This window comes from Corynebacterium cystitidis (genome assembly GCF_900187295.1).
Lineage (GTDB): Bacteria > Actinomycetota > Actinomycetes > Mycobacteriales > Mycobacteriaceae > Corynebacterium > Corynebacterium cystitidis.
In genome coordinates this window covers 1,127,249-1,139,647 of record NZ_LT906473.1, presented here as the reverse complement: position 1 = coordinate 1,139,647, position 12,399 = coordinate 1,127,249, and the positions used below count along the sequence as shown (strand labels likewise).

Genomic DNA, 12,399 nt, shown 5'->3' with positions numbered 1-12,399 from the left:
CCATGGTCACCTGTGTTGACTACCGTGTTGCCCACTACCCTGGCCCGCATCACTAACGGCCGAACATTCTGCTCCGGCGTTCTCATCGATGCCTCCACGGCACTGACCTGCGCGCACTTCTTCCGCGAATCGCGCCACAACACCTACGTGTGGGTAGCAGGTGTGCGCCGTGTCCCCCGTGATATCGAACTTATCGACGGCACCGACCTCGCCATCGTCCACCTGCCGCCGATCACCCACGTCGCAGCCGGCGACTTCCCCACCTTCGGCTCCACGCCCACCCTGCTCACCCCGACTGTGACCGCGGGATTCGGAGGAACAGTGCGCGGTCGCGATAGTTTCCGGTTGCGTCGCGGGTGGTTCCTGGCACGCTCTCCCATCGCTGTCTCTCGCGGGATGGCTACTGTGGTGCGCCCGGCAGGCTTCATCCTCAACGCCAATCCCGCCATCAAAGGCGACTCGGGAGGCCCCGTATACGCAGGCGGGCAACTTATTGGGGTGCAGTCGCTGATCTTCACCCCGGCCGGGATCAACCTGCGCATTGCCACAACAGCGCTGCTCGAGCCCATCGTCGATCAGCTCCGCGCGCACACCGACCAGCGCCGACAGGGCTGACAGGGCTGACAGGGCTGACTATGCCCCGATAGCCACCACACCACGCTGGATCGCATCAATCGCTTGACGCGCATTGCGCCTGATGTCGTCGGTGTAGCCCGTCTTAGCAATCTGCCCCAACAAATCCACCACCTGGCGGCACCAGCGGACAAAATCGCCCGGGGACAGATCCGCACCACTTTCGGCAGCCGCAGCCAGGCAGTACCCCAGTGGTGCACCGGCAGCCCACTGGTGCACTGCGAGGGCGAAGCCGGCCTCCGGCTCCTTCGTCAGCGGTAGATTGTGCCGACGCTCGTCGACAACAATCTCGCCGTAAATGCGCATTGTGTCATTCATGGCGTCAGCCATCCGGTCAGTCGCCGCGTTCGGTGTACCCCCACTGATCTTGCGATTTTCAAACACGCATAACGACGACACGCCCGCCAACTCCGCCGGATCCAGTTCGTTCCAGATCCCCCGCTTTAAACACTGCGCCACAAACAAATCCGACACGTTGTGGATTTCGGCCAGCCGAGCACCTTCATCAGTGATCTGTGGTTGGCCGTCGACAAGCTCGATATAATCCAACTCGGTGAGCAACCCAACAATGCGCTCGAAAGTGCGGCCCAACGAGTCCGTCGCCTGATCCACTCGTTTTTCCAGTCGGCCCAGTTTACGCTGCTCGCGAGCCAACTCATCGCCCACTCGTGCCAGCATCTCGCGGCCTGTGGCTGGCCAGCTATGCACCGGATGGTCCCGCAACGCCGCCCGCAGAGCCACCACCTTCTTATTCGGGCGAGAACGCGCCTGCTCCTTCAACTTCTTTGGTTTACGGAAGTGCCCCTTGTGCAGCTGATCCACTACGCGCCGGGTGTGTTTGCGGGGGCGCTCCGCGATATGGCGCGGCAGCTTGATTTCGCCGACCACGACAGGAGCGTTGCGGAACGAAGCGGCGTCGATCCGCCCGGACCACCCACGCTCAGTAGTGATCCATGGGCGCGGGTCGTCCTGGCGGCCCGCCGGCGCCACCACCGCGGCAAGCTCGGGACGCCGTTTCGACGGCAACACGATCACCTCACCGACTCGCAGCCGGCCCAAAATCTTCGTGATCTCTTCCTGCCGGTTTTCAACGGCCTCACGCTTCGACTGCTTCTCCGCCTCAGACAGCTCAGTGCGCAACTCCAAGTACTCGATAAGATCATCGGCGGCGTTTGCCGCTAGCGTTTCAGACGGCGCAAAAGATCCGATATCGCGATGCAATTGCTCGCGGAGCTGATCGACGCGCACCCGGGCACGCTCGATTTGCCGGACCTCGTCTACCACCGAGCCGTCAGTCTGATATTGAGCGAAAGACTTCTCAATCAAACGCAGCGAATCCTCATAGCCATTCATGGCGATCAAGTTCACCGCCATGTTGTATCCCGGAGTGAACGTTGAGATCAGCGGGTACGTCCGTGTCGAGGCAAGACCTGCCACCTCACGCGGATCCATCGCAGGAGCCCATTGCACCACGGCATTGCCCAACACGTCTATGCCACGACGACCGGCCCGGCCCGTAAGTTGTGTGTACTGGCCCGGAGTGAGATCCACATGCGCCTCACCATTAAACTTCACTAACTTTTCCAGCACGACGGTGCGCGCGGGCATATTAATGCCTAACGCCAGCGTTTCAGTAGCAAACACCGCCTTGACCAGGCCCTTGACAAATAGCTCTTCAACGATGTGGCGAAACCCGGGCAACATCCCGGCGTGGTGCGCCGCAAAACCCCGTGACCAGACCGAGCGTAACAGGCGAAAATTCAACACCTCGAGATCCTCAGCGGGAATCCCCTCGACGCCTTTGTCCACTATCTCCCGAATTTGCTGCGCTTCTTCCTTGGTGGTCAACTCCATCCGCGAGCGATGGCACTGGGCGAGCGCCCCATCACAGCCGGCCCGGGAGAAAATAAACGTAATTGAAGGTAGCATGTTCTGCCCGCCGAGGGTGCTAATCACTTCAGGCCTGCCTACGGGCCGATACCTGTCTTGGGCACGGTCCTTGCCGCTGCGCCGGCCTTCTGCACGCGCCCGGAATCCCCGGCCCTGCTCAAAGTCGCTACGGCCCTCGCTGGTCGCGCCCGCCTCAAGGCGCTCAATCTTACGCTCTAGTTCGCGGTTTACGCGGCTCTCCTCTCCCGGTTCAAACAACGGGTAGAGCTTGCGGCCCACCATCATGTATTGGCTGAGCGGCACAGGACGGTGCTCAGACACGATGACCTCGGTGTCGCCGCGCACAGTGCTCAGCCACTCGCCGAATTCATCGGAATTAGAGACGGTAGCCGACAGCCCAATCAGCGACACCGACTCATCAAGGTTGAGGATGATCTCCTCCCACACCGCGCCCCGGTCGCGGTCCGCAAGGAAGTGGATTTCGTCCATTACTACGTGGGTCAACCGGTCGATCTGGGGTGACTGTGCGTAGATCATGTTGCGCAGTACCTCGGTAGTCATCACAACGACGTCGGCAGACCCGTTGATTGATACATCACCAGTAAGCAAGCCAACAGCATCTTCACCGTGCTCCTCGACTAGGTCGTGGTACTTCTGGTTGCTTAAGGCCTTGATCGGTGTGGTGTAAAAACACTTCGTGCCGCGACTTAAGGCAAGTGACACCGCGAATTCTCCTACCACGGTTTTGCCTGCGCCGGTGGGTGCACAGACCAAAACCCCCCGATCCTGCTCGACTGCTTGGCAGCCGGCTATTTGGAAGTCATCGAGTAGGTAAGGCTTTGAGGCTTTAAACGCGTCCAGATGGGTGGATGTCATGCCACCAGACTAGGTCACATCAGAGCACATCGTCGAAGTAGGAGGTTTCCGTGTTATCGCGTGTTGAGGCTGCGTTGTCAGCAGCGCGTGGAGCGGTCGGCTGTGGACTGGGTGTAGGTTCAGAGCTCGGTGCCGGAGTGCGTGACGACGACACCGGGGCTGGCTTGCTAACAGGAGCCGGAATGTGGTTGAGCTCGGAAGTTTCATCGTCGTCAAGGTCCATCCACTCTGGCCGCTTGCGTGCCTTCCGTTTATCGTTCACCCGGCAGAACTGGAAAGATAGCTCGACCAGGAAGGACACCGCCGTAGCCAGCACGATCATCGAGATCGGGTCTTGGCCTGGCGTCATGAAAGCAGCGAAGATGAACACCACGACGATGACGATGCGGCGCTTATCTTTCACATGTTCATATTCCAGCACTCCCATGATGTTTAACAAGATGACGATCAATGGGATCTCGAAACTTACGCCGAAGATCACTGTCAGCCCCAGCACGAAATCATAATATTGTTGGCCGGTCAGCCAGGCCTGCTGAAACTCGTCACCGATGGATAACAGTACTGCTAGCCCAACATCAAGGATGAAGTACGCTAACAATGCGCCGAGCACGAACAAAATCACCGCCAGGGTGACAAAGGTGAAGGTGTAACGTTTTTCTTTCTTGTGCAGTCCGGGGACGATAAACAGCCAGATCTGTGTCAGCCAGACCGGAGACGACAGCACGAGCCCCGCCAGAGCGCCCACTTTGAGGCGCAGCATGAACATTTCGAATGGGCTGGTGGCAAGTAGTCGGCATTCTTCCCCGTCGTTGAAGCTCACCCGAAGGTCTTCGGGCAGGTTACAGTACGGACGGCGGATGATCTCGCCGAGCGAGAATATGCCGAAAGGTGCATTCTGGTACCAAATGAACCCGATGATCGTTCCGACCAGCAAGGCGGCAAGTGAAATCATGATCCGGCGCCGGAGCTCAATTAAGTGCTCTCGAAGCGCCATCGTGCCGTCGTGGTTCTTTGGCTTTTTCTTCTTTGTGCTGCGGAACTTCTTCTCAGCCACGGATCCTGACTACTGGTTCTGAGGGTTCTGCTGTTGAGGGAGCTGCTCTGGGTGCGCAGTCGGCTGGTTTTCTGGTCGGTCCCAGAAGTCTTGCTCCTGCTGGGCCTGGGTGAGCTGACTTTGTTGTTGGGGCTGCTCGTTATCGTCCTGCATCTCCTTAACTTCAGATTTGAAGATACGCGCGGATCGTCCCATCGAACGTGCCAGATCCGGCAGCTTCTTTGCGCCGAAGAGGAGCAGGATGACGACGAGGATGAGTATGAATTCCACCCAACCGACGTTTGGCATTGTAGTGAGACCTTTCGAAATGTTAGCTTTGGCGTTTGATTAACCAACTTAGCAGCTAATCAGGGCTGTTCGCACGATCATAACGCCTGCGCGCCGAATCCGCTCGGTGAGCGATCTCTTCCGCAATTGCTTGCGGGGATACTACTCTGACGCGATCGGCTTGACTCAGCGCGAAGCGAATAAGCCATTCTGGTGAGCCAAAGGGCATGGTTGCATGCCACCAGCCGCGATCACCCGCAGTGCTACTGCGCTGACCTAGTTCGATCTCCCAATAGTCCACAAGCCAGGTTGCCTCGGGGGCGATCAGAAGTTCGGCGACCTGCTTGTCGCCAAAGCCGAAGGGGTCATTTGCATCAAACCGACCAGTTTCGGCTACCGCTGGTTCATCGATGAGGGCCGCCTGGCGCACCCGGTCCAAGCGAAAAGTTTTTTGCTCCCCGTTTTCCCATGCGCGCAGGTAGGTTTGGCCATCGCGGTGAAAGAGATTGTCGGGGCTGACCTGCCGGGTTCGCGTAGTATTTGACGAGGGCGAATAGTACTCAAGGTTCAGCTGTCGTTTGCCAGCAAGCGCCTGGCTGATCACGGCGGCTGGACCGGGGTCACTATCTGCAATGATGTCAGTCACACCCGGAGAATTTACGACGTCCCTGATCTTTGCGGCCGCCGAGGTGACTGCCTTCTGGTCGATCAGCCCGGGGATTGTTTCGAGGGTCTCCAGAGTCAGCAATAGCGCGTTCGCCTCCGTAGGTGTCAATCGCAGTGGTTTGTCCAACCCTTGGTCGTCGATGACTGTCACCCCGGACCATTCCGCCACGAGGTCGATCATTTCGCCAGGGCCTTTGCCCACCCCGGAGACGTGCAGCCGGTTCAGTGCTCCCATCACTTCCTGTGGGGTTAGGCCTAGATCTCGCGCGATCTCCATCACCGATGCATCGGGATGTTGTCGCAGGTACGGCACGAGGTTCAGCGAACGTACCAGGTCAGTAATCTTTTCGGGGCTATCTTTCACGTGCGGCCTCCAATAATGCGATGACGTCGGCGCGTACGTCGTCAGGCTTAACGACGATCACTTCGTCGCCGTAGCTTGCAATAGTACGTACTAGCCAATCACGCTCGACGTTTTCAAATATCCAATGCTCGCCGTGCTCGTCACCGGGTACCCCCTGCTCAATGAGCTCAGTGAGCTCGGGGACCGGGCCGGAAACCTGCACGGTGGCGGTTGTTGTGGGCCCACGCAGCGATTCCTCTACCACATCTTGGAGGTCTCGTTCGGTGGAGATGAACTCGTCGGAACGTACTTTTCGTACTTGGCTGACACGGATGGCGCGAAAGCTGCGCTCGGCTCCGCGTTCCACGTCCCAACCCACGATGTACGCCCGGTTATTGAGTGCGACGATGCCCCACGGGTCCATCACGCGGCGCTGCGGATCACTGGTGGGGCTGGGCCGATAGTCGAAACTCATCCGCGTGGAGCTACGAATGCACGCGGTCACGGCGTTGACGAGCTCTGCGGATAACCGCAGCACGTCATTATCCATGTCTGCAAAAGGTGCATCATCGAAATTGCGTGTGGCCCCAGAGGCCGCCAGTTTGGTCCACCCTGAGCGCGCAAAGGCTCCGAGGCTGCTGGAGTGCCCCAGATCACCAGCGAGACCGAGGACTGTCGCCTCCGCCTCAGTAAACTCGATCGGTGGGAGTTCGTAAGTGTCTTGATCCACCCACACCAAGCCGTTCTCGCTGCGTGCAGGAACCCCTGCGCGCCGGATGGAGGCCACGTCGCGTTGAATCATGCGCTGGAACGCCTGATCAGTCTTGTTTTCATAGCCGGCAACATGGCGGCGCACCCAGTCCTGCGTGCGCGGAGTTTCGGCGCCAAGCAGCGCAAACGTGAGATTGGTGAGGCGTGCCACCACATCGTCATCAGTCGTCACGGTGCTTAGCCTTCCTTCTTTTCTCTCTACTGGTGGTGGGCGTGCATGTAGGCGATCAGATCGTCGACACGCTCGTCCTCGTTAGCAAATGGGTCTTTCAGCTCAACCGTGCGCGGCTCGGGTCGATCGACTTTCATCTGCACCCAATCCACAGAAATGCTGGCGTCCAGCTCGTCGGCGGCACGCAGGAACCGCTCGCGCAGCGCGGAACGGGTGGTGTGTGGCGCATGGCGGGTGGCCTCGTCGATTGCTTCATCAGTTGTCCACCGCGCCACCAAACCTTTACGTTGCAGCAGGTAGAATAGGCTGCGCTCGGGGTGGATATCGTGATATGCCAGATCGATCTGCTGCAGCTTCGGGTGCTCGTAGCCTTCTGTGAGTTTCGCGCGGTAGGCGTCGAGCAGCTTCTTTTTAATCACCCAGTCGATTTCGGTATCCACCGCGCTGAAATCCTGCGTCTCAATCGCGTCGAGCACGCGCCCCCACAGATCTACTACGCGCACCATCTCCTCATTTGGGGTACCCTCGTCGGGGCGGGCGTCACACCAGGCACGTGCCGACGCCCAAATTGCCCGCTGCACCTCCAACGCCGTGACTGTCGAGCCATCCTTCAATGTCAGGGGCGTGGCCCCTGTGGGGTCATCAGCGATGTCACGCACGTGCTTAATCGCGTTGGCCAGCTCAAAGTCCGGTAGAGCGAAGCCGGCCTCAAGCATCTCGATGACCAGCAGCGTCGAACCTACCTTGAGAGCAAACGTGGGTTCGGCCATGTTCGAGTCACCGGCGATGACGTGCATCCGGCGGAACCGGTGCGAATCACCGTGAGGTTCATCACGGGTGTTAATGATCGGACGCGTGCGGGTCGTGGCCGAGGAGACACCCTCCCACACCTGGTCTGCGCGCTGCGAGAGCACGAAACGGCCCTCCTTGATCAGGCCCGCCCCACAAATCAGCTGGCGGGTAATCATAAACGGCAGCAGCTGCTTGCCAAAAGATTTCAGCACCATGTCTCGGCTGATCAGATAGTTCTCATGGGCCCCATAGGAGTTACCGGCCGAATCCACGTTGTTCTTAAACAAGTACACAGACCCGCCGATATTGTCGTCGGCAAGCGCCTGCTCTGCCTGAAGCGCAAGGTCATGGTAGATCCTCTCCCCCGCCTTATCGTGATTGAGAAGCTGGGTGAGACTGTCACATTCCGCAGTAGCGTACTCGGGGTGGCTGCCCACATCCAGGTACAAACGCGCGGCCGAAAGGGAGAAAATATTTGAGGATTGGTATTTCGCCACAATCGGCCGAAACAGGTAGCGCGCTACCTCTTCAGGCCCCAACACGGGCCTCCCGTCGATGGTGGCGGTTATCCCAAATTCGGTTTCAACGCCCATGATGCGCCGCGCAAAGACTGTGCTCACCGCTTACTGGCCGCCCTTCTGTACAAAAGAGCGCACGAACTCCTCAGCGTTTGTTTCTAGCAGTCCGTCAATCTCGTCGAGCAGGTCGTCGGTGCCAGCCGTGTTAATCTGGGCCTGCCCACTGGTCAGCCCGTCGTCGGTAAAGTCGCCATCGTCGTTGTCGGGCTGGCCGTGAATGTGTTGCCGTGCCATAGTGTGCTCCTTTTCGGTTGCTTACTGATTATTACTTCGTGTTACTCAGTGTACGTCGCTGATTTCGTGGCCTGCCTCACGCAGCGCCGCCAGTAGCTCTTCGGTTGAGTCAGATGCTGCAACGAGCGCGCCGACCTCAGCCTGGGTAAAGCCGTCCACAGCATCGATACCAATCTTTGCCACGCCATGGTTGTGCTTTACGACGATCGTTTGCCAACTCGATGCCACAATGTGCTCGGGGAACTTCGCGGCTATCGCACCGCGCAGAAAAGCTCGGGAGTTTCGTGGCGCGTGCCGGGCGGCCTCGCGGATGGTTTCCTGGCTCACAAGCGTGCGCATCCGGCCCGCGCGCACCAGCGCATGGTACAAACTCTTGTCCGGGTCGATGTCCGAGTACTGGATGTCGACCAGCTTCAACTTTGGGTCGTTCCACGCCACACCCCGGTCCACATAGCCCCTGATCAGTCTATACTTCGCGGTCCAGTCCAGCCGATCAGCAGTAGAAAGCGGATCGCGGTCTAAGTCATCGAGGATTTCTGCCCACAGATCCACGACACGCTGATCATGCTCGTCGACGGCGGTAACGCGTGCCAGGTATTCCCGCTGGAGTTGAACGGCGGTCAGGCTCCTGCCGTCGGCAAGCACAGCAGCGTGCGTACAGGTGGGGTCGTGCGAGATCTTCTTTAACTCCGCAACGGGGTCCTTCAACTTCAGATCTGTGAAGTCCACGCCATTTTCGATTGCATCGATAACCAGCTTTGTCGTGCCTAGTTTCAGCACGTTAGAAAACTGGCTCATGTTCGCATCACCGATGATGGTGTGCAGTCTGCGGAAACGGGCAGCATCGGCGTGCGGTTCGTCGCGCGTATTGACGATGCCCCGGTTCAGCGTGGTCTCCAGCGAAACCTCCTGGACGAAATAGTCGGCGCGTTGCGAAATCTGGAACCCATCACGCTCTCCTGTCTCACCGATGCCCACACGCCCTGCACCCACCACTACCTGGCGGGAGACGAAAAACGGGATGATCGCCTGGGTAAGCACATCAAAGTCAGTAGCTCGGCGGTATTGGTAATTTTCGTGCGAACCGTAGGAAGCACCCTTGCCATCCACATTGTTTTTGTACAACTTCACAGGCGGGCACGGCTCATGATTCTTCAGCACGCTGACATTCTGCTCATAAAGTTCCGCCACGGTTTGAGCAGCCTCATTGAGCACAATGTCACCCGCAGCGTCATAAATCATGGCGTCGAAGGCGTTATCCACCTCAGGTGAAGCGTATTCCGGGTGCGCGTGGTCCACATAGAAACGCGCACCGTTAGTGGGCACCACATTGGCCACACCGATCGCGTCCCAGTCCACCACCGGCACTGTATGATAACGCTTCAGATCGAAGCCACGGGCGTCGGCAAGCGGATGCTCGTCCTCATAGTCCCACCGGGCACGCGCCCCTGTGTTAATCGCCGCATACGCCACCACCAAGTGGGTAGAACTGACAATCGGGCTGTAATCCGGTTGCGACGGGGTGGAGATCCCGTACTCAGTTTCGGTCCCCATAAAACGGGCCATAGTTTCTCCTTCCAGTATCCCGTGACCGAGCGCGCGAGATCACGCGTGCGAGGTCACGCTAGTGAACAGTCGCAACTGAGACAGCCACAACACGGGTGCCATGGCGCCCGGCTATCCGTGACCATTCCTCAGGGTTTGACGTGTTGGGCAAATCTTCACTCTCATTTTGCTCGGCTCTAACCGCCGCGCGGAGGTGATCGGCAGAAAGACCAGCCGTCGAAACGCCCGCAATATGGTCCTTAATGGCCAATTTTTTAGCCCGGTCCACAATATTGGCAATCATCGCACCGGAGACGAAATCCGAGTAGTTCAGCACCTCGGAGGTGCCGTCGACAAGCTCAAGGCGGACATACGGGCGCGGGGCAAACAGCGCCGCCACAGCAGACTCAATCAACTCATCGACAGGCTGGGCCAACGGGATGGCATCAGTCAAGTGGCGGGAGAAAATATCGGCGGCACCGGCGCGATCGGGTCGGTCGATGCGCACCTTGATATCGAGGCGGCCCGGGCGCAAAATAGCGGGGTCAATAAGCTCCTCGCGGTTGGTCGCGCCAATGACGATCACATTGGAGATCCCCTCCACACCATCGATCTCGGTGAGAAGCTGCGGCACCACCGTGGTTTCCATATCAGATGACACCCCAGAGCCACGAGTCCGGAAAATTGACTCCATCTCATCAAAGAAAATGATCACCGGCCGGCCCTCTCCTGCTAGCTCGCGGGCGCGCTCAAAGATCAAGCGAATGCGACGCTCCGTCTCCCCGACGAACTTATTCAGCAGCTCGGGACCTTTGATATTCAGAAAGTAGGCGCGTCCACCATCGCCGATGCGCTGGCTCAGCGAATTCGCCACCGCCTTCGCGATCAGCGTTTTCCCGCACCCCGGAGGGCCATAGAGCAGCAGTCCCTTCGGCGGTAGAAGATCATACTGTTTATACAGTTCAGGGTGGGAAAATGGCAGCTCAACAGAATCTTGGATCGTCTCAATCTGGGGGCCAAGACCACCAATATCGTCGTAGGAAACATCAGGGATTTGCTCCAGCGACAGCTGCGAGACCTCAGTTTTCTCCACGCGCTCCACCGCATAGCCGGCTTTGGCGTCGATAAGCACGGTGTCCCCAGCACGCGCCTTCGTCCGCAACGGCAAAGTAAGATGGACTAGCGACTCATTACCCAACTGATCTGCCACGATAGCGCGCCGGGTACCCACCTTCTCAATCAAGGTGGCCAGAGTGCCTGACGTCGGAAAGCCACATGCCTCCACCACAACCAGGCCCTCGCCCAGACGCACCAGGTGGCCCGGTTCGAGAGTGCCGGGCTCAATATTTGGCGACACCTTCAGACGCATCTGCCGGCCGGAAGTAAACACCTCCGCCTCCTTGCCGCGGTGGGAGCCGGCAAGAAAAATGCCATAGGTAGAAGCGGGTTCGCCCAGCGCGTCGATCTGGGCGTGTAGGTCCTGAAGCTGGTCGCGCGACTGGCGCAGCAGTTGCGCAAGCTTCGCGTTACGGGAACTGAGCGAATGGTTGGTGCGCTTCAGCTCCTTGTTTTCATTGAAGACTTCCTCGGTGGACATATAGCTAGCCTAGCGTTAGCTCGACCCCTACCGCGCAACGAGCGTGCGGGCGCTCCCCCAGTCGTGTACCGAGCGTGCGAGGTACACGCGAGCCGATCCCCCAGTCGTGTACCGAGCGTGCGAGGTACACGCGAGGTACACGCTTAACGACGCGCCTTGCGCTGCGGTCGTGGTGGTGTCACCCCGTCGGCAAGTCGGCGCGTCCACACAAGAAAGGCGGTGTGCGCATTCATCCTGTGCTCTGGGCGGGTAGCCAGCCCATCTACTTTCCACTCGCGCAGCAGGGTCTCCCAAGCACGCGGTTCGGTGAAGCACTTGGCCTGGCGGATCCCTTCCATGATGTTCATCAGCTGCGGCACGGTAGCCACATAGGTCATGAACACCCCACCCGGGATGAGGATATTTTTTACCGTATCGATGAAGTGCCATGGTTCCACCATGTCTAGGATGACGCGGTCAACAGGCCCGCCAAGGTCATCGGCAGTGACCTCGCCGAAGTCCCCCAAGCGCGGCGACCACCACTGCGGCGACCCACCGAAGTATTCCGCCACGTTGTCTTTGGCAAACTGGAGGTGATCATCGCGGATCTCATAAGAGAAGACGTGGCCTTCCGGGCCCACCGCGCGCAGTAAACTCATCGACAGCGCGCCGGAGCCAGCGCCAGCTTCCAACACACGCGCGCCCATGAAAATGTCGCCTTCGACAAGGATTTGGGCTGCGTCCTTCGGGTAAATCACGGCAGCTCCGCGTGGCATCGAGAGCACATGGTCGACCAGGAGATGGCGGAAGCAGAGGTAGTCGCTGCCCATCGTGGATTTCACCACGCAGCCTTCGTCGGCGCCGATAATGTCGTCGTGTCGGATGGCGCCCTTGTGGGTGTGGTACTCAGCACCCGGGACCAGCTCGATGGTGAAATGGCGGCGCTTAGCATCAGTCAGCTGAACTTTATCGCCTGGCTGGAAAGGTCCGGAATACAACGTC

11 protein-coding genes are annotated in these 12,399 nt (G+C 58.9%); 1 reads left to right on the top strand and 10 read right to left on the bottom strand.

The annotated features are described in order from the left end of the window. Positions 1-12 precede the first annotated feature (12 nt). Complete coding sequence (locus CKV99_RS05400) at positions 13-615, top strand: trypsin-like serine protease (RefSeq protein ID WP_231910181.1); 603 nt, start codon at positions 13-15, stop codon at positions 613-615. Between the two features lie 18 nt (positions 616-633). Here the strand turns inward: CKV99_RS05400 and CKV99_RS05395 are convergent, their stop codons facing one another. The 10 genes from CKV99_RS05395 to CKV99_RS05350 form a co-directional block, all read right to left on the bottom strand. Next, a complete protein-coding gene (locus tag CKV99_RS05395) occupies positions 634-3,399 on the bottom strand; it encodes a DEAD/DEAH box helicase (RefSeq protein WP_092255418.1) in 2,766 nt (921 codons plus the stop codon). A 19-nt stretch (positions 3,400-3,418) separates the two neighbouring features. Continuing rightward, positions 3,419-4,393, bottom strand: coding sequence for a twin-arginine translocase subunit TatC (gene tatC / locus CKV99_RS05390; protein ID WP_092255737.1), 975 nt, complete (start codon positions 4,391-4,393; stop codon positions 3,419-3,421). A 69-nt stretch (positions 4,394-4,462) separates the two neighbouring features. Continuing rightward, entirely contained in the window at positions 4,463-4,741 is a 279-nt protein-coding gene (gene tatA / locus CKV99_RS05385) for a Sec-independent protein translocase subunit TatA (RefSeq protein WP_092255414.1), read from the bottom strand. Positions 4,742-4,796: 55 nt separating this feature from the next. After that, positions 4,797-5,750: a helix-turn-helix transcriptional regulator gene (locus CKV99_RS05380; protein ID WP_092255411.1), complete on the bottom strand. Its 954-nt coding sequence runs from the start codon at positions 5,748-5,750 to the stop codon at positions 4,797-4,799. Further along, positions 5,740-6,672, bottom strand: coding sequence for a helix-turn-helix transcriptional regulator (locus tag CKV99_RS05375; RefSeq protein WP_092255408.1), 933 nt, complete (start codon positions 6,670-6,672; stop codon positions 5,740-5,742). The genes CKV99_RS05380 and CKV99_RS05375 overlap by 11 nt, the downstream gene beginning before the upstream one ends. A 26-nt stretch (positions 6,673-6,698) precedes the next feature. Next, positions 6,699-8,057 (bottom strand): Pup--protein ligase, encoded by a 1,359-nt coding sequence (gene pafA, locus CKV99_RS05370; protein WP_092255734.1) that lies wholly within the window; start codon positions 8,055-8,057, stop codon positions 6,699-6,701. Positions 8,058-8,087: 30 nt separating this feature from the next. Beyond that, complete coding sequence (locus CKV99_RS05365; RefSeq protein WP_092255405.1) at positions 8,088-8,276, bottom strand: ubiquitin-like protein Pup; 189 nt, start codon at positions 8,274-8,276, stop codon at positions 8,088-8,090. Positions 8,277-8,321: 45 nt separating this feature from the next. Next, positions 8,322-9,842: a depupylase/deamidase Dop gene (gene dop, locus CKV99_RS05360; protein ID WP_092255402.1), complete on the bottom strand. Its 1,521-nt coding sequence runs from the start codon at positions 9,840-9,842 to the stop codon at positions 8,322-8,324. 58 nt (positions 9,843-9,900) lie between these two features. Then, complete coding sequence (arc, locus tag CKV99_RS05355) at positions 9,901-11,418, bottom strand: proteasome ATPase (RefSeq protein ID WP_092255398.1); 1,518 nt, start codon at positions 11,416-11,418, stop codon at positions 9,901-9,903. 143 nt (positions 11,419-11,561) lie between these two features. Then, on the bottom strand, positions 11,562-12,395 hold the full coding sequence (locus CKV99_RS05350; protein ID WP_092255395.1) for a tRNA (adenine-N1)-methyltransferase: 834 nt from the start codon (positions 12,393-12,395) through the stop codon (positions 11,562-11,564). Positions 12,396-12,399: the final 4 nt, after the last annotated feature.

Bases quoted from the DNA above. Each gene is read 5' to 3' on its own strand.
- CKV99_RS05395 (WP_092255418.1), bottom strand. From the start codon at position 3,399: ATGACATCCACCCATCTGGACGCGTTTAAAGCCTCAAAGCCTTACCTA.
- tatC (WP_092255737.1), bottom strand. From the start codon at position 4,393: ATGGCGCTTCGAGAGCACTTAATTGAGCTCCGGCGCCGGATCATGATT.
- tatA (WP_092255414.1), bottom strand. From the start codon at position 4,741: ATGCCAAACGTCGGTTGGGTGGAATTCATACTCATCCTCGTCGTCATC.
- pafA (WP_092255734.1), bottom strand. From the start codon at position 8,057: ATGGGCGTTGAAACCGAATTTGGGATAACCGCCACCATCGACGGGAGG.
- CKV99_RS05365 (WP_092255405.1), bottom strand. From the start codon at position 8,276: ATGGCACGGCAACACATTCACGGCCAGCCCGACAACGACGATGGCGAC.
- dop (WP_092255402.1), bottom strand. From the start codon at position 9,842: ATGGCCCGTTTTATGGGGACCGAAACTGAGTACGGGATCTCCACCCCG.
- arc (WP_092255398.1), bottom strand. From the start codon at position 11,418: ATGTCCACCGAGGAAGTCTTCAATGAAAACAAGGAGCTGAAGCGCACC.